This window comes from Bacillus mesophilum, from assembly GCF_008923265.1.
GTDB lineage: Bacteria > Bacillota > Bacilli > Bacillales > Cytobacillaceae > Cytobacillus > Cytobacillus mesophilum.
In genome coordinates, this window is the sequence record NZ_WBOT01000001.1 from 594,440 (window position 1) to 618,294 (window position 23,855).

23 protein-coding genes and 1 pseudogene are annotated in these 23,855 nt (G+C 38.0%); 23 read left to right on the forward strand and 1 reads right to left on the reverse strand.

Going from position 1 to position 23,855, the window contains the following annotated elements; genetic code table 11:
• Window positions 1–56: 56 nt before the first annotated feature.
• The 4 genes and pseudogenes from F7732_RS02940 to F7732_RS23375 all read left to right on the forward strand — a co-directional run bounded on the left by F7732_RS02940 (window position 57) and on the right by F7732_RS23375 (window position 3,899).
• On the forward strand, window positions 57–665 hold the full coding sequence (locus tag F7732_RS02940) for a class I SAM-dependent methyltransferase (RefSeq protein ID WP_240056503.1): 609 nt from the start codon (window positions 57–59) through the stop codon (window positions 663–665).
• Window positions 666–764: 99 nt separating this feature from the next.
• On the forward strand, window positions 765–1,790 hold the full coding sequence (locus F7732_RS02945; RefSeq protein WP_240056504.1) for a VanW family protein: 1,026 nt from the start codon (window positions 765–767) through the stop codon (window positions 1,788–1,790).
• A 423-nt stretch (window positions 1,791–2,213) separates the two neighbouring features.
• Window positions 2,214–2,957: pseudogene (locus F7732_RS23370) on the forward strand (CHASE3 domain-containing protein); the annotation flags it as partial.
• Window positions 2,958–3,026: 69 nt separating this feature from the next.
• Window positions 3,027–3,899, forward strand: coding sequence for a methyl-accepting chemotaxis protein (locus F7732_RS23375; RefSeq protein ID WP_420837671.1), 873 nt, complete (start codon window positions 3,027–3,029; stop codon window positions 3,897–3,899).
• Between the two features lie 275 nt (window positions 3,900–4,174).
• Here the strand turns inward: F7732_RS23375 and F7732_RS02955 are convergent, their stop codons facing one another.
• Entirely contained in the window at window positions 4,175–4,447 is a 273-nt protein-coding gene (locus F7732_RS02955; RefSeq protein WP_151572167.1) for a phage holin family protein, read from the reverse strand.
• Window positions 4,448–4,604: 157 nt separating this feature from the next.
• Here F7732_RS02955 and F7732_RS02960 point away from each other — a divergent pair, with 157 nt between their 5' ends.
• The 19 genes from F7732_RS02960 (at window position 4,605) to F7732_RS03050 (ending at window position 23,851) form a co-directional block, all read left to right on the forward strand.
• Window positions 4,605–4,823, forward strand: a complete 219-nt coding sequence (locus tag F7732_RS02960) for a DUF1659 domain-containing protein (protein ID WP_066446217.1) — start codon at window positions 4,605–4,607, stop codon at window positions 4,821–4,823.
• Between the two features lie 37 nt (window positions 4,824–4,860).
• Window positions 4,861–5,079 carry a DUF2922 domain-containing protein gene (locus tag F7732_RS02965; protein ID WP_151572168.1) on the forward strand — a complete coding sequence of 73 codons (219 nt, stop codon included), beginning with the start codon at window positions 4,861–4,863 and terminating at the stop codon, window positions 5,077–5,079.
• A gap of 162 nt (window positions 5,080–5,241) precedes the next feature.
• Window positions 5,242–5,379 carry a YvrJ family protein gene (locus F7732_RS02970; RefSeq protein WP_066446212.1) on the forward strand — a complete coding sequence of 46 codons (138 nt, stop codon included), beginning with the start codon at window positions 5,242–5,244 and terminating at the stop codon, window positions 5,377–5,379.
• Window positions 5,380–5,583: 204 nt separating this feature from the next.
• Window positions 5,584–5,784 carry a cold-shock protein gene (locus tag F7732_RS02975; RefSeq protein WP_066446209.1) on the forward strand — a complete coding sequence of 67 codons (201 nt, stop codon included), beginning with the start codon at window positions 5,584–5,586 and terminating at the stop codon, window positions 5,782–5,784.
• A 275-nt stretch (window positions 5,785–6,059) separates the two neighbouring features.
• The gene (locus F7732_RS02980) at window positions 6,060–6,641 is read left to right on the forward strand and encodes a DUF421 domain-containing protein (RefSeq protein ID WP_151572169.1); all 582 of its coding nucleotides are present in this window, start codon (window positions 6,060–6,062) and stop codon (window positions 6,639–6,641) included.
• Window positions 6,642–6,722: 81 nt separating this feature from the next.
• On the forward strand, window positions 6,723–7,868 hold the full coding sequence (locus tag F7732_RS02985; RefSeq protein WP_151572170.1) for an exonuclease SbcCD subunit D: 1,146 nt from the start codon (window positions 6,723–6,725) through the stop codon (window positions 7,866–7,868).
• Complete coding sequence (locus F7732_RS02990) at window positions 7,865–11,002, forward strand: SbcC/MukB-like Walker B domain-containing protein (RefSeq protein WP_151572171.1); 3,138 nt, start codon at window positions 7,865–7,867, stop codon at window positions 11,000–11,002. The genes F7732_RS02985 and F7732_RS02990 overlap by 4 nt, the downstream gene beginning before the upstream one ends.
• Window positions 11,003–11,030: 28 nt before the next feature.
• Entirely contained in the window at window positions 11,031–12,119 is a 1,089-nt protein-coding gene (locus tag F7732_RS02995; RefSeq protein WP_151572172.1) for a DNA alkylation repair protein, read from the forward strand.
• 1,007 nt (window positions 12,120–13,126) lie between these two features.
• Window positions 13,127–13,405 (forward strand): hypothetical protein, encoded by a 279-nt coding sequence (locus F7732_RS03000; protein WP_151572173.1) that lies wholly within the window; start codon window positions 13,127–13,129, stop codon window positions 13,403–13,405.
• 48 nt (window positions 13,406–13,453) lie between these two features.
• A complete protein-coding gene (locus F7732_RS03005) occupies window positions 13,454–13,945 on the forward strand; it encodes a GNAT family N-acetyltransferase (protein ID WP_240056505.1) in 492 nt (163 codons plus the stop codon).
• Window positions 13,946–14,257: 312 nt separating this feature from the next.
• Entirely contained in the window at window positions 14,258–14,920 is a 663-nt protein-coding gene (locus F7732_RS03010; RefSeq protein WP_151572175.1) for a DNA-binding response regulator, read from the forward strand.
• Between the two features lie 664 nt (window positions 14,921–15,584).
• A complete protein-coding gene (locus F7732_RS03015; protein ID WP_151572176.1) occupies window positions 15,585–15,905 on the forward strand; it encodes a hypothetical protein in 321 nt (106 codons plus the stop codon).
• A 193-nt stretch (window positions 15,906–16,098) separates the two neighbouring features.
• Window positions 16,099–16,749: a spore coat protein gene (locus F7732_RS03020; protein ID WP_151572177.1), complete on the forward strand. Its 651-nt coding sequence runs from the start codon at window positions 16,099–16,101 to the stop codon at window positions 16,747–16,749.
• A 101-nt stretch (window positions 16,750–16,850) separates the two neighbouring features.
• Window positions 16,851–17,537 (forward strand): response regulator transcription factor, encoded by a 687-nt coding sequence (locus tag F7732_RS03025; RefSeq protein ID WP_151572178.1) that lies wholly within the window; start codon window positions 16,851–16,853, stop codon window positions 17,535–17,537.
• A gap of 1 nt (window position 17,538) precedes the next feature.
• A complete protein-coding gene (locus tag F7732_RS03030) occupies window positions 17,539–18,543 on the forward strand; it encodes a sensor histidine kinase (RefSeq protein ID WP_151572179.1) in 1,005 nt (334 codons plus the stop codon).
• Window positions 18,544–18,635: 92 nt separating this feature from the next.
• Window positions 18,636–19,319 (forward strand): ABC transporter ATP-binding protein, encoded by a 684-nt coding sequence (locus tag F7732_RS03035; protein ID WP_151572180.1) that lies wholly within the window; start codon window positions 18,636–18,638, stop codon window positions 19,317–19,319.
• Complete coding sequence (locus F7732_RS03040; protein ID WP_151572181.1) at window positions 19,316–21,916, forward strand: ABC transporter permease; 2,601 nt, start codon at window positions 19,316–19,318, stop codon at window positions 21,914–21,916. The genes F7732_RS03035 and F7732_RS03040 overlap by 4 nt, the downstream gene beginning before the upstream one ends.
• Window positions 21,917–22,039: 123 nt before the next feature.
• Window positions 22,040–23,176, forward strand: a complete 1,137-nt coding sequence (locus F7732_RS03045; RefSeq protein WP_161598826.1) for a DUF1835 domain-containing protein — start codon at window positions 22,040–22,042, stop codon at window positions 23,174–23,176.
• A 57-nt stretch (window positions 23,177–23,233) separates the two neighbouring features.
• Window positions 23,234–23,851, forward strand: coding sequence for a hypothetical protein (locus tag F7732_RS03050; RefSeq protein WP_151572183.1), 618 nt, complete (start codon window positions 23,234–23,236; stop codon window positions 23,849–23,851).
• The last annotated feature ends 4 nt before the right edge of the window (window positions 23,852–23,855 follow it).

Sequence of the window (23,855 nt, forward strand, 5' to 3'; positions counted from 1 at the left end):
CTGCCATTCATAATGGGCAGCCTTTTCCATATGATAAAGATAGGTGAAGACTAAATATGTTAATGGAAGAGCAGTATGAAGCAAAACTAAATATTTCTACATCAGAACAGCAGCTTAGTGTTATTTCTTCATTTCATTATCACTGCTATGAGCCTACGCCTTATCGTGCCCTAGATGAATTGTTTAAGCATTATCAGCTTTCTCCTTCTGATCATTTAGTTGATTATGGCTGCGGCAAGGGCAGATTGAACTTTTATACTCATTACCATTTTAAAAATGCAGCGACAGGAATTGAAATGAATAAACAGTTTTATCAGCAGGCACTTTTGAATGTCAAAAGCTACAAAAAGAAAGCTAAATCGGCTGGTAACATACACTTTGAATGTACATTAGCAGAAGATTACATAATTCTTCCATCCCAAAATCGGTTTTACTTTTTTAATCCTTTTACTGTGCAAATATTTATAAAGGTCATCAATAATATCTTACTTTCAGCAGAAGAAAGCTGGAGAGATATCGAATTGATTTTTTATTATATCGACAGTGATTATGTGGATTTTTTAGAAAAACATCCATGTTTTGAGTTAAAGCAGGAAATAGATTTATCTGCCTTATTTAAGAAAAATCAATATGAACGTTTCCTTGTTTATAAACTGGTACTTTAACTTTTTTAGAAGAAAAATCTTTATAAACTCTTACATATCTTTCCTTTTAAGCCCATACATATAAATGAATCTAAATTTTACATGTATACAGGGGGAAACATGAAGCAAAAATGGAGTTTTTATAGCTTGTTTGCAGTTCTCGGATTAATCATTCTCAGTGGGTGTTCAGGACAGGAACCCAGGGAAGAGGAATTAAAAAAGGAAATTGTTCAGCTTGAGGAAAAAATTGAAGAATTAGAACGTGCGGCACAGCCAAAATCAGAACAAAAGGAGGAGTTAGAAACGGAGGCTGAAAAAACTCTTCATATTTCAATCATTGATCCAAAAACAGAAAAAGAAATTAGAGTAATAGATCCCGAAGAATTAGGCTATAGTGAAAATCAGGAATCCTATGTAAATGAATTAAAAAAGTGGGCGAAAGACCTGGCTCGAGGCACTGATGAAAAGAGTGGTTATGATCAGCGCATGGTTCCTGATAAAATGGGTGCTGATGGGCAAATCATTAAAGGAACACCAAGAGTTATTCTTGAAGAAGAAGAACTTGTCGATCGGATTTTGGCTGCCTCAGAAAAAGGCGGTGAGGTAGAGCTTCCTTTATATACGACAGCAAGCGGCTATGCTGAGGAAGACGCCAGCAAATTAAATGAGGTTGTCATTGCTTCCTATACAACCCATTTTAATTCTAATGTGGCAGGAAGAACAAAAAATATTAAACTCTCAACAGATGCAATTCACCAGGTTATTGTTGGTAAGGATGATATTTTTTCATTTAATACAACAGTAGGGCCAAGTGACGAAGCACATGGTTATCAGCCAGCAGAAGAAGCTGTAAATGGCAAACTTGTTATGGGTATTGGAGGAGGAATCTGCCAAACTTCTTCAACCTTATTTAACGCAGTAGATCAATTGGCAGTTGAATATGTTGAAAAACATAATCATTCTGTTACGGTTGGATATGTGCCTGTTGGCAGAGATGCAACGGTTTCTTATGGCGGTCTTGATTTCCGCTTTCAAAATACAGCAGGTGCCCCTTTTCTAATTCATACTGTCATGGAGAATGGGCAATTAACAGTAGAAATCCGTACAGCAAAACAATATGAAAGCATCCTGAAAAAACAAGTGTAAGTCCAATGTAAAAAAATAAAGAAATGATGATTCTACCTAGGGATGTTTGTCCAAGCCAGTAAAAGGATCAAGCATACAATAACATTGTAAGATCTCCTCCCTAATAGATCTTTGGTCTGCATAGTGGCCGCTAAACTCCAAGAGTTTGGCGGCATTTTTTTACATTAAAATAAATAAAAAGATCCACTAACGCCAAATGCTGAGATAAATGATTCAGCAATTTTTTTTAGCATTAACCCTGTCAGGTTGTTCCTCGTTAACTATTTCTTTTTCAAGACAATCATTTTAGCCATTCTATGAAATAGGTTAAAAGTAGCTGACGTTTAGCCCTATTCTATGGTAACTTATAAGTATAATATCCTATATACACCTACTATTCGACACGAGAGGAAGAGGGTAATGAAAAAAGGCAAGAAAATGAAAATGACTGTAGCGAAGAAGCTGCTGTTTGGATTTTTCATCGTATTTCTTCTATTTGGTATTGTAGCAGGATTATCCAATTATGAGCTTGAACATGTAAATAAACAGTACGAAGAAATTATTGATAATCGAGTGCCGGTTGCACTGACTGTAAAAGATTTAAAAATAGACTTATATAATCAGGCGAATGGTATTAATGGCTATTTGCTCACAGGGGATTCTTCTTACCTGGAAGACTTTGAAAGTGCCCGCAAGAGACTGATTCATTACATAGACGTTTTAAAAAAGAGTGCTTACCATCAGGAATCTCAGCAGCTGGTTGAAGAGATCGATGCACTGCATACACAATTTTATGAGATTGCTGAAGAGCAAATTACTTTAAAAATTCAGCAAAATGAAGCTGCATATATGGAATTGGCAGAAACTTCTGCAAAGGAAGCTGGAGAAGAATTTATCACTACAGCAGACAGCTTGGTAAAAGTTGAAGAGAATCTGCTTTCTGAACAGACGGAGGAAACTGCTGCAGCGGTCAGTACAATACAGATGATTGTGCTTTTAAGCAGTATTGGTGCAATTATTCTTGGCATTATTGTTGCTTATTTCATTGGCGCATCCATATCTAAGCCGATAAAACTCGCCGCAAAAACGATTGATTTAGTTGCTAAGGGAGACTTAAGTCAAGGGAAATTAAAGGTTAAAAACCGCGATGAGATTGGAAGCTTTATAACATCTTTAAATAAGATGGTGCATGAACTAAGATTGCTAGTTGGACAAGTTAGGGATACTTCCAGTCAAGTGGCTGCCAGCGGTGAAGAAATGGCAGCAAGCTCAGAACAAAGCACGCTTGCTTCAGAGCAGGTTGCACACATTTCTCAGTCAAATGTAGCAGAAACAGAACTTCAGCTGAATCAATTTCAAGAAATATCCCTATCCGTTGACGAAATGTCTTCTGGTATTAAAGAAATTTCGCAAAGCAGTGAAAAAATGTTAACTGCAACAGAAAAAGCTACTGAATTGACGGATAAAGGTACAGACGCTGTAAAAAATGTGGTGCAGCAAATGAAGGACATCAACACATCTGTAGGGAATGCCACTCAATATATTACGGCCCTAAAAACTCGCTCTGAAGAAATCAGCAATTTCGTTGGAATGATTACGTCAATTGCCGATCAAACGAACTTATTAGCGTTAAATGCAGCGATTGAGGCAGCAAGAGCTGGTGAACATGGCAAAGGTTTTGCTGTTGTTGCAGATGAAGTAAGAAAGCTGGCTGAAGAATCAAAGAAATCTGCAGATCAGATTCAGCAGATGGTAGATCTCATCCAAGGAGAAACAGAGCAGGCTGTTATTGCAATGGAAGAAGGAAATGCCCAAGTACATGAAGGACTGACAGATACAGAGAATGCGAATGCAGCCTTTTTGGAAATTTTCACGTCAATTGGAGATGTCATTGAAAGAGTGGCAGAAGTTAATATATCAATTGAAACGTTATCGGTAATAAGTGATAAGATTAACGAGCAAATCATTACAATTAAGAATATATCTGAACGCAATGTTTCTTCTGCTCAAGAAACATCCGCAGCAACAGAAGAACAGCTGGCAACAATGGAAGAAGTTGCTACCTCAGCAGAGTCCTTAGCTAAATTGTCTGAAGATCTGCAGACAGTTGTTTCACGTTTTAAAATATAAACACGCTTGTTTGAACAGTAATATAGAAGCTGGAAAAAGCATCTCTGGAGGGGTGCTTTTTTCATTTCTGTAATTTTTTCTCTTATATTTTACAGTGGTTAAGGTGAAAATTCATCCTTTCAGACAATCCATCCTCTTATATATCCTTCTAGTTCTCAACTATAGTTTCGCTATCCTTATCAGATCCACAGTAAATTTATTCTTTTCAATATGTAGCCAATATGCCAGCAGCAGCTGGCATGATCAATTGGCAGAAAGCTGATTTTGTTGCTGAATTACTTCTTTTGTTTTCTTATCAAGCCTCCTTCCAAAGTCTGTTTCAACATTTGATGCCCAAAAACAGCTATACCAGCAGCTATAATCCCATTTACCACTGACTCGTACGTAAAACCATGAGCTAGACTTCCAATCGTGATTGAACATAGAAATAAAATCCAAACAATCGTCCAATCCGGGATAATAGGGGTATTTTTTAAAGCGGCTCCAATAACCCAAAGAGCCGGTATTAGTATGACGTATTTCTGGTTCAGGAATGTTAATAAGTCCATAAAACCACCTCCTTTGTCCGGCTTCTATATATCTTATGAAAATGTGATAGAATGGCTTGTTTCATTAACCTGAGGAAATAAATTAAAAAACTTTTACCTAATACCTGTCCTTTCTACTGCTTTTTATTTATATAGAAAGTGAAAGGAGGTGATCACAATGGCACAAGCACTTATGGTTGATACAAAGTTAAAGCTTGCGTTTGAAACAGGTTTGAATGAAAAAGGAGAACCGATCCTTAAATCGAAAACTTTTTCTAACATCAAAAAAGAAGCTACAGCAGATGGTTTACTATCCGCAGCACAAGCCGTGGGCACTCTTACCGACACACCAATCGTTTCAATAACAAGAAACGACAGCTACACAATCGTAGAATAATGGTTACATTTAAACGAAAGAAGGGAGGGAAAAAGGCATGGAAAAAACATTGGAGCTTACCTTTCTTACAAATTTAGACAAGCAGGCAAGAATTTCAATTGATCAGCCGAAAGAACCAATTGATCCAGATGCAGTAAAAGCAGCGATGGAGCAAATGATCTCATCAGATGTATTTCAAGGCAGCAATGGCAGCTATGCGGCTGTAAAAGAAGCCAGATTAGTAGAACGCACTGTAACATCCTATGAATTTGTTTAATTGCAGAAGAGGCCGGCAGGAAGTCTGCTGGCCTTGTTGTAATATAAACTCCATTTTTTAGGGTGAAAATGCAGATGTAAAAAGAAGCTGGCTTCATCAATTCTTCTCTATTGTGAAATGACCGATAGCAATTTTTTATAAATAGGAAGGGAGGGTAATAAGATGGATGAGATTTCTCAAATTATAAGTGATGTTGGTTTTCCGATTGTAGTAACCTTATTCTTACTAAATCGGATCGAAGCAAAGCTTGATGTTGTCGTCAACTCAATCCAGAGTTTGCCTGAGAAAATGAAACAATAGAGGGAAATAGAGGAAACGGAAATTGTTGACATTTTTAAAGTATAATGCTAAGTTAAAAATAGCCGTTCTGCATCGTGTTATACTTTTTTAGCAACTTTTCCGTCTCTTTAAACAAGATTGGGAACTGTAGTGTAGGTAAAGCATAATCGTTGTAAATGGTGATTAAAGATGGCTAATGGTTTAGTCAATAGGAGGATTTTTCTTATGAAAAACGGTAAAGTTAAATGGTTTAATGCTGAAAAAGGATTCGGCTTCATCGAAGGCGAAGACGGAAACGATGTATTCGTACACTACTCTGCTATTCAAACTGAAGGCTTCAAGTCTTTAGATGAAGGTCAAGAAGTATCTTTCGAAGTTGTTGAAGGTGCTCGCGGACCTCAAGCTGCAAACGTTAACAAACTATAATCGCAAACTAACCAAGCAGCCCTGGCATTTGCCTCGGCTGCTTTTATATTTTAACCAATCCTCTTAAAAACTTTCCTCAATACCGAATATTTTCCATTAATGAGCCGAAAAATAAAATATCCAATTTTAATTCTTTACTAGTCAAATCATACTTCTAACGAGTTCTTGCTTTTATTATAGCCTTCTTACCTAACATTAAGACTTCTTCTTACCATTTACGGGAATACCCTCAGTCTAATAATCAAAATGTCCATTTTTATGAAAGGTGATAATGTATGAACTTTGCTTTAGCAGCTATTATAATGGTATTTGCTGGTGTACTCATATTAAGGCTTGCCGGCAGAAAGTCAATTTCGCAAATGTCTCTCGCAGAAACTGTCGTTATGATTTCAATTGGTTCTCTAATAGTTAAACCTATTGTTGAACAAAGTGTGTGGAAAACAGTTGTAGCAGCAGGAATCTTTGTGGCTGCTCTTATTTTTATGGAGTACATGCAGCTGCAATTTAATGTGATCGAGAAGCTCATTACAGGAAAATCGAAAGTCATTATACAAGATGGCATCATTGATGTGCAGCAGATGAGGAAACTGCGCATTACTGTTGATGAACTGGAGATGCGCATTCGAATAGCGGGTATAAGTAAGATAGAGAATATAAAAACAGCAACTCTGGAACCTAATGGACAAATTGGCTATGAGTTAACTGATGAAGCAAAGCCTCTTACTGTTGGCGAATTCAAAAGGTTAATGGGGCTTACAGCTCAGAACCCTATTGCAGATCAGACACCTCCAGGGGACTTGTTTGCAGAGTTAGTAAATGGTGAACATAAAAAACCTCATCCTACGAAATTAAAATAATTAAAATAGAACAAATATTCCTATGCCCATTTTTGATTTGTTATAATAGATTTTAATAATAGGGAATGGGGAGGAAAGGCAATGAGGTTTATACATACTGCTGATTGGCATTTAGGGAAGCTTGTGCACGGTGTATATATGACAGAGGATCAGCGCTACTTTTTAGAGAGATTTATTGAAGTTGTCGAAGAAGAAAAGCCGGATGCAGTTGTCATAGCCGGTGATTTATACGATCGCTCTGTTCCACCAACTGAAGCGGTTGAATTGTTGAATGAAGTATTATTTAAGATTAATGTAGAGCTAAACACTCCGATTGTTGCTATAGGAGGCAACCATGATAGTGCTGAACGCCTTTCCTTTGGAAGCTCTTGGTATAAGAAAAGCCAATTTTACCTGGAAGGGAAGCTGAAATCAGACTTACAGCCGGTCTCTATCAACGGTGTGAATTTTTATTTAGTTCCATTTGCAGAACCTGGTATGGTGCGACACTTATTTGATGATTCAAGTATTCACTCTCATAATGATGCAATGAAACGAGTGGTAGGAGAGATTGAAAAAAACATCAATCATGCTGAACCGAATGTATTGATTGGACATGCCTTTGTGTTAGGCGGAAAAACGAGCGATTCGGAGCGGACATTATCTGTTGGCGGCTCAGGCTGTGTGCATGCTGATGTATTTTCACCTTTCAGCTATACGGCTTTAGGGCATTTGCATAGCCCAGACGCAATCAAGCATGATACAGTCCGCTATTCTGGGTCTCTCTTAAAATATTCTTTTTCTGAAGCAAAGCAAAATAAATCTATATCCATTATTGAGATGAAAGAAAATGGAGAGTTCGAGCTTCGCACACGTTCGATTCAGCCTAAGAAAGATATGAGAGAAATAGAAGGACACCTAGAAGAATTACTAGATCCTTCTTTCTATGAAAAAGAAAATGTAGAAGATTATTTTAAAATTAATCTATTAGATGAAGGAGCTTTAATTGACCCCATTAACAAGCTCCGAAAGGTTTTCCCAAATGTTCTTCATTTAGAGCGAAAAATATCAATAACTGATATGAAAAAGAAATCAACTTTTACTTCTATCAAGGACGGGAAAAAATCTGAGCTCGATTTATTTCAGCAATTTTATGAGGAAATGACAACGTCTCCTTTTACTGAAGAAAGAAAAGAAGCGATTGCACATGTCATTGAAAAAGTACGGAAGGAGGAAGCATTGAAATGAGACCGCTAAAATTGACAATGCAAGCCTTTGGGCCGTACGCAGGAAAAGAAGAGATCGACTTTACACAACTCGGAATGAGAACAATGTTTGTAATATCTGGTAAAACAGGTGCTGGCAAAACAACCATTTTTGATGGAATCAGCTTTGCGATATATGGTAAAGCGAGCGGCGAAGATCGAAATGGCAGTGATCTGCGGAGCCAATTTGCACATAACAGTATAGCAACAGAAGTATCACTTGAATTTTCACTAAGAAATAAAACGTATTTTATCTCGAGATCTCCACAGCAAATTAAGAAAAAAGAACGGGGCGATGGAACGACTACGGTTGGAGCCAAAGCTGAGCTATATATATATGACAAGGACGGAAAATTGCAGCTCCTCGCGTCTAATGTAAGAGATGTAGATGAAAAAATAAAAGAAATCATGATCATTGACAGCAATCAATTTCGGCAAATTTTAATGATTCCACAGGGAGAGTTCCGTAAACTGCTTACGTCTGACAGCAAGGACAAAGAATTGATTCTGCAGCGCCTCTTTCATACAGAACTTTATAAAAGAATGGAAGAAGTATTAAAAGAAGAAGCGTCACAATTAAAAAAGGCAGTGGAAAAAAGTCTTGATGATAGATCACATGCAATTCAGCAAATACATGCATCTTTTTCTGATGAACTGAAGAACTATCTCGATGCAGAAAGCACAAATGATGTTGTAATCCTTCCGCTTCTAGAGGAAGAATTATCATTCATGAAAGCAGCTCTTCAGCAGCTCATCAAAGCAGGCAAAACAGAGCATGAGAAACGAAACAAACTACAGCAAAAGATCTATGAAGCAGAAAATATCGTCAAGCAGCTGGAAATAAAAGAAAGCCTGCAGCAGCGTAAGATCGAATTGGATGGTTTAAAAACATCTGTTGAAGAAAAGGACGCCGAGATTGCGCTTGCGCATAAAGCAGCCATTCTGGAGCAGCAGGAAGAAATATGTCATATGCTGAAGCGTGATTTGGATGTGGCCGAGCAGGAGCACAAACAAGCCGAAACCCGTTTTACAGATTTATCCCAATTGCTTCAAAAACATGAGGCATTATCGACAGCGGAACAGCTTAAGGAAGAGGAAAGAAAAATTGCTCAGGAAAACGTCAATCGTTTAAAGAATATTCAAGAGGATATCTATTCTTTTGCAGCTGTAGAAGCTGAAGCAAGGGAAGCAAATAAAAATCTCCAGCAGTTAAAAGAGAAGCGTTCTGAGCTTGAGGAACGTCAAAAACAAATAGAAGCCAGACTTGAAGAATTAACTGCAGAAAAAGGTAAATTGGAACAAAATCAGCTTCAGTTTATACAAAATGAGCATATCATCGAAAGGCTTAACAATGAGCTGCAAAAGCTGCAGCAGCTTAAAAATCAATCTGATCGCTATCATGAAGCAGATAGGATCCACGATGAAAAAGAAGAATTTTATACTCAAACAAAACGACAGTTAGATGATGCAAAAGCAACTCAAGAAGCATTAGAAAACAAGTGGCTTAAAGGCCAGGCTGCTGTGCTGGCCGGGAAACTGGCTAATGGAGAGGCTTGTCCTGTTTGTGGTTCAAATCATCATCCGCTGCCTGCACATGCAAGCGGCGAGGTTCCAACAGATGAAGATTTAAATGCAGCCAAGGAAATACTGGTCAAAGCGGAACAGCAAAAAGGGCAGGCTGAGTCTGCATTTTATCAGGCACAATCGGCTAAGCAAGCGATCTTTGATACGTTAAATGATTTAGAAGAGGACATACGTAAGTATTCTCCTGACTATCAGATGGAGCAGCTGCCATCTCTTTTTCAAACAACTAAAGATAAGCTACAGAAATTAACACTTACACAAAAAGAATACAGCAACGAAAAAGAAAGACTTTCTTTATGTGAAAAACAGCTGAAAAGTGGTGAAGAAACGAAGAAAAACCTTCAAAAGGAACTTCAATCCACCGGAGAAAGAGTCAATGAAGCAACTATTTTGTATACTGAAAAACAAACAGAGCTGACTCGTATGACAGGAAAAATACCAGCTGAGCTGCGATCTGTACACCTTTATCAAAAGCAATTGCAGCAAGCCGAGAATGAACTGCAGCAAATGCTCAAACAGCTTGAAGCAGCACAAAAGTTATATCAGGAGACACAATCAAAGCACGCTGCGGAAAATGCCAGATTAGAGCTGCTGGAGAAAAACGCTGGTCAAATCTATGAAAAGCTAAAAATTGAGCGCAATTTATTTGTAGAAAAAATGCAAAAACAAGGCTTTAAAGTATATGGAGAATATAAACAGGCAAAGCGTACGGAACAGCAGCTTCAGAATCTTGACAGCTTCATCCGCAATTATAGAGAAGAGCTGCGTTCTGTAACAGACAGAATATCTGAGCTTTCAGAGCTCCTTCACAATGTTGAAGCACCTGATCTAGAGGCAATGAGAAATCAGCTGAAGGAATTGGACGAGCAAATCTCCATTCTGCAGGAGCAATATACCGCATTAACGATCAAAAAGAGAGATAACACAGCAACAAAACAAAAGATCGATGAGATTAATGCTTCCATGAAGGAATTGGAAGAGCGCTATCAGCTTATTGGCCACTTGGCTGACATTTCAAAAGGTCAAAATACGTACAGAATCACATTCGAACGTTTTGTTCTTGCGGCCTTTTTAGATGATATTTTACGGGAAGCCAACAGCCGTCTCACAAAAATGACGAGCGGACGGTATGAATTGCTGCGCAAAACAGACCGCTCAAAAGGAAATGTTCAAAGCGGACTTGAACTGCTTATTTATGATCAATATACTGGACAGGAAAGACATGTGAAAACATTGTCAGGCGGAGAAAGCTTTAAAGCATCTCTTGCGTTGGCACTTGGCCTGGCTGATGTTGTTCAAAACTATGCAGGCGGGGTTTCGCTTGAAACCATGTTTATTGATGAAGGCTTCGGCACTCTCGATCCTGAATCATTAGATCAGGCGATCGAATCTTTAATTGATATTCAAAGCAGCGGCCGTCTAGTAGGCGTGATTTCCCATGTGCCGGAGCTGAAAGAAAGAATTGATGCAAGATTAGAAGTAACTGCAACCCAAACAGGCAGCAAAACGCAATTTTTATTGATGAATCATTAAGCTTCTAATCTAAAGGAGAGACGCTGAAATGGCTTCTGCATTAAAAGACATCTACAATGTATCATTTATTAATAAACTTATCTCTTCTATTAAGAATGAATATCCTCCCTTTAACGGCGAGGTATTTACTTCTGCTGTTTTTGATGAACAATGGGAGCAAAGAACATTAAAGGAACGGATGCGTCATATTACACTAAAACTGAATGAAGGTTTGCCTGGAGATTACGAAGAAAGCTTGCATCTTCTAATGAAAGCTGCACCCCATTTTAAAAATGAAGATTTGGCAGCCATCATTTTTCCAGACTATGTTGAAGTATTTGGCTTGGAACACTGGGAGTTATCTATTGCTGCCTTGGAACATTTCACTATGTATTCGACATCTGAATTTGCCGTGCGGCCGTTTATCCTAAAGGATCTAGACAAGATGGCAGAACAAATGGTGAAATGGGCAGTCTCACCCCATGCCAATGTAAGGCGTCTGGCAAGTGAGGGAATTCGTCCCCGGCTCCCTTGGGGTATGGCCCTTCAGCCACTAAAAAAAGATCCCTCTCCTATTATTCCGATTCTGGAGCTTTTGAAGAAAGATGAGTCTTTATATGTTCGTAAGAGTGTAGCCAATAATTTAAATGATATCTCAAAGGATCATCCAGAACTTGTCCTCCAATTAGCACAAAGATGGATTGGTTCACATCCTTATACAGATTGGATTATCAAACATGCATGCCGAACACTTTTGAAAAAGGGCGACCCTGCTGCCCTTGCTTTATTCGGATATTTAGGAGCGAATGATTTAAACATACAAAATCTCACTATTGAAAATGACTCGATTCATATTGGCGGAGATCTTCATTTTTCGTTTGCCGTTGCTTCAGAACGAATCGAACCGACTCCAATCCGTCTTGAATACCGGATTGAGTATGCAAAAGCACATGACAAACAGTCGGCTAAAATTTTTAAAATAACCGAAAATATCATCTCTAAGGATAGACCGCTTTTTTACAAAAAGAAACAAACCTTTAGAGATATGACGACTAGAAAACACTATCCTGGTGATCACACGATAGCTATTCTTATAAATGGGGAAGAAAAAGCTAGGCTTTCATTTATTGTTAGGTGAGGGGACTGGGATACCGTTAAATGGTGATGTCTGGCGTATTACTGAGAGAAACAGGACATACGATTCTAAAAACTGGTAAATAGAGTGGTGTTATTGAGGAAAACAGGACACCTTAATCAAATAGCTGGTAATAGTAGTCGTGTTATTTAGTGAAACAAGATAAGAAAATCCATAAACTGGTAAATAGAGTCGTGTAATTGAGAGAAACAGGACACAAAAATCCAGAAAACGGTAAATGCAGTCGTGTTATTGAGTGAAACAAGACACAAAACTCCATAAACTGGTAAATAGAGTCGCGTTATTGAATGAAACAAGACACAAAACTCCATAAACTGGTAAATAGAGTCGCGTTATTGAGAGAAACAGGACACGAAACTCCAAAAACTGGTAAATAGAGTCGCTTTATTGAGTGAAACAAGACATAAAACTCCAAAAACTGGTAAATAGAGTCGTGTTATTGAGTGAAACAAGACACAAAACTCCAAAAACTGGTAAATAGAGTCGCGTTATTGAGTGAAACAGGACACAAAACTCCAAAAACTGGTAAATAGAGTCGCTTTATTAAGTGAAACAAGACATAAAACTCCAAAAACTGGTAAATAGAGTCGCGTTATTGAGAGAAACAGGACACAAAACCCATAAATTAGTAAAAAAGAGTCGTGTTATTGAGTGAAATAGGATACAAAACCTAGTAACTGGTAAAAGGTCCTGAGAAAAAGTGAAACGCGACACCACCAAAATCCGTATGCTTTTAACTAAATTGTGTTACTCATAGAAATGCGATCCAAACCGCTCATATCACGTTTGAAAGTCCGCTGCCAGCGGACTTTTTTGTACTCCTTTAAGATATAGCAGCATACTAGTACATATGATGCTAAGCTAAAGTAACAACTGCACGATCACATTAAAAGTTTGCTGTATAAAAATGTATTTTACCTCCGATGAAATATGGAACTTTCTATTTATATCTTCGTATAGAAAGAGAGACAGAAAAAGGAGGAGTAAGATTGGAAGTGCAAACAAAAGGAGCTGCTGAAATAAACATACATACTAAGAAAAACATAACAATAAAAAAGGCTCTTCAAATATACGGCATTTTTGCTGTAATCGGCATGTTTTTAACGATCATGACCATACCTGTTTCCTTAAATGAAAAAATGCAATTTTTCATAAACCAAGATTTACAATTATCTTCGTCTGAATTGAAGAGTTTTTCTATTTTTATTGTTGGAAGTGCGATTGTTTTCTTTGGAATCATTCAAATGGTTTACAAAGACAGATCTTAAAACTGTATGTTGAGATGAATGAAAGGACAGAGTGAATTGGAGGAAACAGTGAAAATCAGATCTATAACAATGAATGATTACAAATATGTGCTCAATTGGAGTACAGATGAAGTTTTTTGTCATGCAAATGGCTGGCAGATTGATCGAAAGCCAGAAGAATTATATGACTGGTGGCTCAATCAAGTGTACACTTTCTCTATTGAATTTGTCAGATTAGGGGTTGAGCACGAGGGAAGATTCATTGGATATGGGGACTTGGCAGATATAAAGAACCATACTGCCGAATTTGGAATCGCGATTGGTGACAGAACCCTTTGGGGTCAAGGACTTGGCACAAAAGCTGCGGCAGAATTAATGGAATATGGTACAAAGAATTTTGGGATAACTACATACAATGCTGAAACGCATGAAAATAACCTGCGATCACGTAAAATGCTTGAAAGATTGGGGTTTCAAGAAATAAACAGAAACGGAAAAGAAGAATACTTAGGAGAATATGTAGAATTAATACAATACAGACTGAGGAGCAATGGTTTATAACTGATATAGCTTGTATTCAACTGTGTATGTTGGTCTCGGTATATAATGAATATAAATTGACAATTGTAATATTTATAATAAACTAAAATAGTAACATCCGCTCTTTCCTTTATTACTATCCTCTGTAGGTTTTACTATCTCCATCTGCACCGGAAATTTCAACCTTTCTTCCAATGTTCTATCAAATTAATGCAGGTTAAAAGATAGCTATGCTGGAAACCAAAACACTCTTCTAAAAATTTTCTTGGGTATGATTTAGGTTCTAATAAAGAAGAACCTTCAAAGAAACTATTACTGAAAAGGAGGAATTCAATGGGATATGAAGAAGAATATCAGGCGTTTATAAATGCTCACATGCAGGCAAGAACAGGGGAACGGCTGCGGCGCTTGGAAGAAGGCCATGGTCAGGCTGAAATACTATTTTTGAAGCAAGTGTGGTGGCCGATATTTTATCAGTTCAAGTACCTTCATCCAGAATATGAAGTTGATGATTTCAAGGACGGCAAAAGGTATTTGGATTTTGCTTATATTCGCCCAGGAATTCGGATATGTTTTGAGATTGACGGGTATGGACCTCATTTAAAAAACATAAGCAGATGGCAATTTACCGACAACCTTGATCGTCAAAATCAGTTAGTGATTGATGGATGGACCGTGATTCGCTTTTCTTATGACCAAATAAAAGAGAAGCCACGCCGCTGTCAACAGATTGTTCAGCAAATGATCGGTCAATGGCTGGGTGATGAACTGGATGAAACATCCTTGTCCTTCGCTGAAAAGGAAGTAATCCGGCTAGCGGTTCGAAAAGGAGAAGCCATTTCCCCTAAGGAAGTTTTACATTATTTGAAGTTAAGTGATAAAACTGTCAAAAAAGTACTTTCTAACCTAGTCGATAAAAAACTTCTGATTCCCGCATCAGGTCAAAAAAGGGTCCGCACTTATCGACTGGGAGATAGGATAAAGGCTCCAATCTGATGTACTATGGAGTGAAGGCGTCAATCTTGACCTTATTATGAATTGAGTTATCCATCCAGATAAAATAGACGGAAGAATTCCGTTTAAATCGTAAAATTACAGAAAAAGTGCTGTAATAGACGGAAGAATTCCGACTAACTGCCCAAAAAACATAAAAATAGGCTATTTTTCTTGAAATAGTCGGAAAACCTCCACTTATTTTCCCAAAAAATAGCTTGATTCAGTAAATAACAAGAAAATCTCCGCTTATTTCAGTAGGCTAACAAGTATCATGTTCATTTCTAACCTAGTTGATAAAAAATGTACTGATTCCGCCCTCATCGACTGGCAGACAAGGGGACCCCTTCATCCAGATAAAATAGACGGAAGAATTCCGCTTAAATTGTAAGATTACAGAAAAAGTGCTGTAATAGACGGAAAAATTCCGACTAACTGCCCGAAAAACGTAAAAATAGGCTATTTTTCTTGAAATAGTGGGAAAACCTCCGCTTATTTTCCCCGAAAATAACTCGATTCAGCAAATAACAGTAATATCTCCGCTTATTTCAGTAAGGTCAACAAGGATCCCTTCTTAAGATTACCTCTAAAACCATACACTCACAAAAAAATCGACTGCTGACCCTTCAACCAGGGCATATTAAAAAGAAAAACAGGAGCGATCTTAATGCCAAAAAAAGCTGAGAAACCTGATGAAACAGAGGCTGAAACAATTCAAACGAATGAACACCAACACAACAGCGATCAAGATGAAATCGAGCAACTCAATCGAATGCTCGGTGAAGTATTAACATACTTGTCAGATGACGAGGTTGAGGAAATTGATATCGAATATTTACTCAAAAATACTGAAGGACTCCGTGAATGGTGGGATGGATTTCGTGAACGAAACCGCAAATCCATTGAAAAAGAAATCATGAAATCACTGGGATCGCTGCCGATCAAGGAATTAGAAAGCATTCGTGAGCAAATTAAAGCGAAAATATAAGGCTGAGTGAAAGGCTGCTGTTTCATGATTATGAGGATCTAGAAGCACAAAATATCCAACTTCCAATTATACTCTCTTTCCTGTAATCCTTTCGATTTATGCTTATTTTTGGTTATTGAAAACAAGTGAATAACTACTCGAAAAGATTTCATAATAACAAGGTAACACTGAGACTACAAAGGGAGGTAATGACATGGAAAACCAACAACAGGGACAAATGCATCAAAATATGCACACAGGTACTGTACCACCGCAAATGAATCATGGTGGTCATGAGGTTTTTGACTTGAATGAAGTCCTTTCTGCGGGCGTTGGAACAATCAATCAGTATGTGTTATTGAAGGAGCATGTGCAAGATCCAGAGTTGCGCGATATGATGAATCGCCAGCATGCTTTTCTTGTGCAGGAGTATAACACAACCGTTGAATGCTTCAAGACTGGACAAAATCCTCAAGTTCCGACACAAACATACAATATGACACAAAACAATGACTTTATTTACGGCTTAACACCAACACAGCCGAAGAAGCCATTCCAATCCGCGTCTGAAATCAACGATGAGTATATTTCAGGATGCCTGCTTTCTGCTCACAAATCAGGTGCGTCACTAAAAACAATGTCTGCACTTGAAGTAACAAACCCAGTTGTACGCCGAGTGCTCGCTGACTCTGTGCCAAACTGCATCGAAATGGCTTATGAGTTATCGATTTATCAAAACAAACACCATTACTACCAAGTGCCACAACTGGCAGCACAGGATATGCAGGCTTTAACAAATGCATACGCGCCAGCTTCAACACCAGGGCAAATGCAAATGCCTATGAACAATCAAATGAAGCATTAATCAACTTGCCCCTGCCCTGTGCAGGGGTATTCAATTTTTAAGTAATTAAACTTTGCTTATCACTTCATTGATCCTTTATGCTAGAGGTTGAGGTGAATAAAATGGTTACGATTATGATTGTTGAAGACGACAAAACGATTGCTGCAGGACTTGAATATACATTACAACAAGATGGTTTTGAATCCATTCTTTGTTATAATTCTGCTTCAGCACTGGATATTTTATCAAAGGAGATAGATCGTATTGATCTCTGCTTGTTTGATGTGGGACTTCCAGACGGGAGCGGCTATGATTTATGCTCATACGTTAAAGAGCGCAAGGATCTCCCGGTCATTTTTTTAACAGCTTTCGACGATGAAGTGAATGTAGTGATGGGCCTTGATATGGGTGGAGATGATTATATTACAAAGCCTTTTCGGATTCGGGAACTGCTGTCGAGAATTAAATCTGTGCTGCGCAGATACTCGAAACAGCCACTGAACAAAAATAATATCGAAATTCACCATATAGTCATTAACACGCTGGAAGGTAAAGTTTTCAAAAGGGAGGAAGAAGTATTTCTAACTGCACTTGAATATCGTTTGCTGCTCATCTTCAGCAATCATATTGGACAAGTGCTGTCAAGAGCACAGCTGCTTGAACAGTTATGGGATGTAGCAGGTGATTTTGTGAATGATAACACCCTAACCGTTTATATAAAAAGATTGCGTGAAAAGCTTGAGGACCATCCGCAAACACCAGAAATCATTAAAACAGTCCGCGGTATTGGCTATAAAGTAGGTGAGTAGCATGTGGAGGAACAGAGAATTGCAATTATTTTTGGTTGCATTAATGACAATAAGTCTGCTAATAGTTGGAGCAGCCACATTTTTTCTAACAGCTGAGGCTGTTATTTATATTACCGCAACGGAAGTTTTGTTACTCACCGCTTTTTTACTATTTACACGGTGGCGCTATCGGGAAATTGAAAAACTCACACATTATATGCGGAAAATCAGCAGTGAAAGCATAGCGTATGACATTCGTGATAATTATGAAGGTGAATTAAGTATTCTAAAAAATGAAATCTACAAAGTAACAAGGAAGCTTTCTGATCAAAGTACTTATCTGCAAAAGAATAAGCAGGAATTGACTGATGCTATATCTGATATTTCACATCAATTAAAAACTCCTCTAACCTCAATGATGGTGATGTCTGATCTCCTGAACGACAGCAACTTAGATGATAAAAAGCGTTCAGAATTTACCCGCAGCATGACCGTACAGCTTGAACGAATTGACTGGCTTGTGTCTTCCTTATTAAAACTGTCAAAAATTGATGCTGGCACAATCCATTTTAAAAAGGAAAAAGTGAATGCAGCCGATGTTATAAGGCAGGCGATACAGCCGCTGCTGATTCCTATGGATATAAAAAATCAAACATTCGAACAGACTGGTGAGGACAAAGCATATTTTATCGGAGATGCCAAGTGGACAGCGGAAGCACTGGTGAACATTCTGAAGAATTGTGTGGAGCATACGGAGGAAGGCGGACGCATCAAGGCTTCCTGCTCTGAAAATGCTCTTTTTACCGAAATCGTCATTACTGATAATGGCAGAGGAATTTCGAAAGAAGATCTTCCATACATATTTAAGCGATTTTACAAAGGGAAAAATGCTGGCGATGACAGCATTGGAATTGGACTGGCCATGGCATATAGCATTATTAAAAGGCAGAATGGCGCTATTACGGTCATAAGTGAACTGAACCAAGGAACCACATTCCACATCAAATTATATAAACAAATCCTGTAAGAGCTTAAGTGACTAAATTGTCATTTTACAGTCACGGCAAAGTCATTTTACGCAGATATACTTTATGTAAATTGATTGTTGGAGGTAAAGATATGGATATTTTAAAAATAGAGAATCTGTCTAAAGTGTATGGAACAGGAGATACAGCCGTTAAAGCCCTTGATGATGTTTCTTTTTCGGTCAAGAAGGGGGAGTTCGTGGCGATTATTGGGCCATCCGGCTCTGGAAAATCAACTTTGCTGCATATGCTTGGCGGTGTTGATATCCCATCAAGCGGCAAAGTGCTCGTTGACAATACCGATATTTATGGATTAAATGAATCACAGCTTGCGATTTTCAGACGCAGGCAAATTGGATTGATCTATCAATTTTATAATCTAATACCTGTGTTAACGGTAGAAGAAAATATCACTCTGCCTGTACTGCTTGATGGACATAAGGTTGAGAATCAGCATTTTACAGATATTGTGGAGACTTTGGGTTTAAATCATCGGCTGAATCATTTGCCCAATCAGCTATCAGGCGGACAGCAGCAGCGTGTTTCCATTGGAAGAGCGCTAATCAGTCAGCCTGCCATTATGCTTGCAGATGAACCGACAGGTAATCTGGACAGCAAAAACAGCGAAGAAATTATGGACCTGCTGAAAATGTTTAACAAAACGTTTAAGCAAACACTCATTGTGATTACCCACGACGAACGAGTGGCACTCGAAGCAGATCGCGTTATTTCGATTGAAGATGGCAGGATTGCAAAGGATGAGGTGCTTCATCCATGAATATCGTTAACAAGCTGACCATTCAGCATTTGAAACAGAATAAGAGGAGAACGCTCGTTACGATCTTTGGTGTGATTATTTCTGTTGCGATGATTGCTGCCGTAACGACATTAGGAGTCTCTTTTCTAGATTTATTTAAAAAACAATCCATTGCCAATGAGGGTGAATGGCATGTGTCTTACGAAAATGTAAGTAAAGAACAAATACAGGAAATTCAAGAAGACGAACAAACCCATGCATCCTTCCTATCAAGAAATGATGGCTATGCCTTATTAACAGGCTCGGAAAATGAAAATAAGCCATATGTCTTTATTAAATCCTTTGATACAGCTGGCTTAAAGAATTATCCTGTTCATTTAAAAGAGGGCCGATTGCCAGAAGCAAGTAATGAAGTAGTTCTGTCAGAGCATATTGAAACAAATGGAGGAGTTTCTTACCAGGTTGGTGATGAATTGACACTGCAGGTGGGAGAGAGAGTGAATACTCTGCCTGACGCTGATCCTGAAAGAGAATTAAAACAAACCGACTCGCTTATTCAGCTGGACGGCGAAACCGCTGAAACAATTGCAGAAACTGCTGAACAGACATTTAAAATTGTTGGCATGATTGATAGACCAGAATGGGAGCCAACATGGTCGCCTGGATATACGATTATTTCTTTTGTTGATCATAATGAAGCTGATCTTTCAGCTGATGTATCTGTGATCGTCAAAGACATTAATAAGGATATTTTTGACCATGCGGGAGCTTTAGCAAACAGCATTGGATTGGAGAAAACATTTTTACGTTTTAATGATAGTCTGCTCCGCTATTACGGTGTCACAGATAATGCAAACTTACAAACCACTTTGTATTCTCTCCTGGCTATTATTGTCGCAGTTATCATGATCGGGTCGATTGCATTGATTTATAATGCGTTTGCGATCAGTGTATCTGAAAGATCCCGTCATTTAGGGATGCTGTCAAGTGTGGGGGCAACTAAACGCCAAAAAAGGAATTCCGTCTTTTTTGAGGGTTTTGTCATTGCTCTTATCAGTATTCCCCTGGGGATCATCGCTGGTTTAACAGGTATATGGATAACCTTCCTATTAATTAATGACATGATTGAAGGAGCTTTAGGCATTTCAGAAAAATTAACGGTGGTCATTACACCAATGTCAATTGTGACAGCATGCCTTTTGTCGTTAGCAACCATCTTTATTTCAACCTATTTACCGGCTGTTAAAGCTTCAAAAATATCAGCAATAGATGCGATCCGCCAATCACAGGATGTAAAACTCACTGGCAAAAAGATTAAAACACCGAAACTTGTGAGAAAGCTATTTGGCATCGAAGGAGAAATAGGTCTCAAAAATTTAAAACGAAACAAACGCCGCTATAATGTGACCGTTTTTTCCCTAGTCATCAGCATACTCTTATTTTTATCTGTCTCCTATTTTACCGATAGCTTAAAAAAATCATTAGAACTTTCACAGGAAGGGATTAATTTTGACATTAGAGTTTCACTCAATAGCAGTAATGAAGAAAAGTCAGAACAGCTGGCAAGTATTAAAGAATTCGACTTGGTTGAGAGTTCGGTGCTGCAAAAACAAATTGACCTAAACTTTTATGTAACAGAAGAAGAGGCAGCTCTACCGTTTCAGGAAGACATAAAAAGCGGATTAATGGAGCTGGATGAAAAGGGAGTTCCATATTACGCTTCTGTCACCAGTCTGGATGAAAAAAACTTTAAAGATTACGCAGAACAAATTGGTGCGAAATCATTTACAGATGAACCATTAAAAAGTCACCCGGTCATCTTGGTAAATACAGCACAATACGAAGACGCAGAAAGTGGAAAATTTGTCGAAACAGAAGCGGTTTTTAAGGAAATTGGTGATTCACTATCTTTGTTTTATTATGATTATGAGCAATCAATCGAAAATGAATTTGCAGATGTGACCATAGTGGCTCAAACAAATGTGATTCCGATGGGGGTTAATTACGGTGGTATCGGCGGTGTTAATTTAATTACAACCGAAGCGGTTTTTAATGAGTTAGTGACAACTGACACACAGGAAATGGCTAATTCAAGTGTATTTCTTCGCAGTTCAGATCCATTAAAACTGCAGGATATGATCGAAGACGCCGATGCTGATCTTTATGTTTATAACTTATACAAAGCCAGGCAGGAGCAGGAGCAGCTTATATTGATTCTCTCAGTCTTCACCTACGGGTTTATAGCGCTAATCACAATGATTTCAGTTGCGAATATTTTTAACACGATATCAACTAGTGTTTCCCTTAGAAAAAGGGAGTTTGCTATGCTCAAGTCAGTAGGCATGACGCCGATGGGCTTTAATAAAATGATCAGCTATGAGAGCCTCTTTTACGGTCTCAAATCCTTACTGTATGGCCTTCCGCTCAGCTTTATTGTGATGTATCTGATCTATTATGCTACAACTTCATCATTTGAATATACATTTGAAATTCCGTGGATGAATATAATCTATTGCATCATAAGTATCTTCCTAATCGTAGGAACTGCCATGCTGTACTCAATCCGAAAAGTGAACAAGGATAATATTATTGAGAGTATTAAACAAGAGAATATATAGAGTACAGCTGAAAAAATGAGGTTCTTTTCTGACCTCAAAAACGAAGCGTCATTTTCTAATTGGAAATGGCGCTTTTTTACATGAATGAGTATGGTAAAATTTATCGAAAAGGAGAGGATCGCCGTGAAAAGCAAAGTCAGATTTCCGTTTGTATATTTTTATCAGGAGCCTAATAGGGTCTATATGTATAAAATGGAATCTACGGAGTATTTAACCGTTTCGAATTGGACTCAAAATGGCGAGTGGAGATCATTTGAAATAGCTGATGAGGAAGCGTTTGAAACATTTAAACATGAAGAGACAAACCCGCCTGAAGGATTCAGTATATTCGTCTATCAGGATGTATTAAATGATATGGTTGAAGAAGTAAATAACAGCATCCAGCAATATCGCTACTTGCTGGCGTGTAAACCGTTCAGCAGAAATCCATTTAAAGAAGTGGATAGCGTACATATTGTATCTTCCGAATCCGCAGCAGGAACGGTTAGAATAGGAGTGCAGCATCCAAAGGCTGTTATAGGCTTTACTGAATTTCTAGCAATCGGTCCCATCTGGAAGCTGCATGAGAAAGAAGGACAAGAGTATCGCAATGAATGGCTGTTTGACCATATTAATAGTGAGCAGGAAGAATTTGAAGGTGAAAATAAATTTAGGAATATGCTGCGGGAGATCGAAGACATTCCAGAAACTCTGCCGATTTATATCTGGTATGGAAACGATGCATCTGAACAAACATTCCTGCGGTTTATTTTATACATACTGCGGCATAAAGCAAATGTGATTTATTTAATGAATTTTGTTGAACTCTATGAAAAATACATAACCACAAAGGATGCACAACACAAATTCTTATATACAAGTCATCTTGCCTCTCAAGATGTTAGAGTTCTTTTTGAAAAAAGAGGGGAAGTTAAGGCATTAAATGAAGCAGAGCTGTATCAATATCATAAAGAATGGGAGACACTCTCACAGGCTAAGGGAGTTTTGCGGACTTTTCGTGACAATAAAATAATGGAAGTGAAACAGAATCAATATGATTCACTGATTTTAAATACGATCAAAATATTACATGAGGCACAGGAACAAAAAGACTTTATTAAAACCGGCAGTGTTATTGGTGAGGTTTTGGAAAACTGTAAAGAATTCAAACATGCGGACTATTTGGAATATCGGATAAGGGAATTAATCTATACAGGGTTTCTTGAATTAAAAGGAGTACCAAAATCGATGGGACATTATCGTGTGAAGCTGCGTTCGTAAGGTTTTACAATGATAAATGCAAATCATAGATGCAATAAGATGACGGGGGAGATGTCAATGACCAAAAAAATAAGCGACCCTGCTCAATGGCGTGGAAGCTATTATGAACTGGAAATGCAGTATGACGGAAGAGACGAAGAAGTTATAAATGCAGCGCTCAAAACCATGGCAAAGCACATGAATTTAGTGTATAAGGATAACTATGTAGAAAAACGCCAGCCTGTCCAGCTTCCAATTCAGATAAGTAAAGAGCAAATATATTCGTTCATTGGAAAACTTACTTATTCAGAAACGATCACCCTTAACAGCCTTGTTGAAGTCATTCTTGATGATGAAACAGCCTCCGTCATAGTTTCAATTCCGCTATGTGAAATAGAAGAATACTTTTCAATTCACTATCCTTTAACCATCAAGCAAAACAAATGGTTAAAAAGAATGCATGAGATGTTCATTGAACTCTCTGTCAATATTTATGGACAATCCAAGTTTCAGCTTGCTATGATAGGCGATGAGGTTTCCGGATATACAATAATAAGTGAGATTAACAGCAGTGACCTGTGCAATGAAGAGATCATCTTTATTCTCCCGGTTGATCTGCAGCGAAAACTAAATGTTGAACACATAGGAAAAGAATACCGTCATCAATTAAGAATGTATGAAGATATAATGGAGTGAAAGA

Coding starts and splice junctions, on each gene's coding strand:
- F7732_RS02965 (WP_151572168.1), top strand. CDS start 4,861: ATGGAAAAAACATTGGAGCTTACCTTTCTTACAAATTTAGACAAGCAG.
- F7732_RS02945 (WP_240056504.1), top strand. CDS start 765: ATGAAGCAAAAATGGAGTTTTTATAGCTTGTTTGCAGTTCTCGGATTA.
- F7732_RS03040 (WP_151572181.1), top strand. CDS start 19,316: ATGAATATCGTTAACAAGCTGACCATTCAGCATTTGAAACAGAATAAG.
- F7732_RS02985 (WP_151572170.1), top strand. CDS start 6,723: ATGAGGTTTATACATACTGCTGATTGGCATTTAGGGAAGCTTGTGCAC.
- F7732_RS03010 (WP_151572175.1), top strand. CDS start 14,258: ATGGGATATGAAGAAGAATATCAGGCGTTTATAAATGCTCACATGCAG.
- F7732_RS02995 (WP_151572172.1), top strand. CDS start 11,031: ATGGCTTCTGCATTAAAAGACATCTACAATGTATCATTTATTAATAAA.
- F7732_RS02980 (WP_151572169.1), top strand. CDS start 6,060: ATGAACTTTGCTTTAGCAGCTATTATAATGGTATTTGCTGGTGTACTC.
- F7732_RS03035 (WP_151572180.1), top strand. CDS start 18,636: ATGGATATTTTAAAAATAGAGAATCTGTCTAAAGTGTATGGAACAGGA.
- F7732_RS02990 (WP_151572171.1), top strand. CDS start 7,865: ATGAGACCGCTAAAATTGACAATGCAAGCCTTTGGGCCGTACGCAGGA.
- F7732_RS03050 (WP_151572183.1), top strand. CDS start 23,234: ATGACCAAAAAAATAAGCGACCCTGCTCAATGGCGTGGAAGCTATTAT.
- F7732_RS23375 (WP_420837671.1), top strand. CDS start 3,027: ATGGCAGCAAGCTCAGAACAAAGCACGCTTGCTTCAGAGCAGGTTGCA.
- F7732_RS02955 (WP_151572167.1), bottom strand. CDS start 4,447: ATGGACTTATTAACATTCCTGAACCAGAAATACGTCATACTAATACCG.
- F7732_RS02960 (WP_066446217.1), top strand. CDS start 4,605: ATGGCACAAGCACTTATGGTTGATACAAAGTTAAAGCTTGCGTTTGAA.
- F7732_RS02940 (WP_240056503.1), top strand. CDS start 57: ATGTTAATGGAAGAGCAGTATGAAGCAAAACTAAATATTTCTACATCA.
- F7732_RS03020 (WP_151572177.1), top strand. CDS start 16,099: ATGGAAAACCAACAACAGGGACAAATGCATCAAAATATGCACACAGGT.
- F7732_RS02970 (WP_066446212.1), top strand. CDS start 5,242: ATGGATGAGATTTCTCAAATTATAAGTGATGTTGGTTTTCCGATTGTA.
- F7732_RS03025 (WP_151572178.1), top strand. CDS start 16,851: ATGGTTACGATTATGATTGTTGAAGACGACAAAACGATTGCTGCAGGA.
- F7732_RS02975 (WP_066446209.1), top strand. CDS start 5,584: ATGAAAAACGGTAAAGTTAAATGGTTTAATGCTGAAAAAGGATTCGGC.
- F7732_RS03030 (WP_151572179.1), top strand. CDS start 17,539: ATGTGGAGGAACAGAGAATTGCAATTATTTTTGGTTGCATTAATGACA.
- F7732_RS03015 (WP_151572176.1), top strand. CDS start 15,585: ATGCCAAAAAAAGCTGAGAAACCTGATGAAACAGAGGCTGAAACAATT.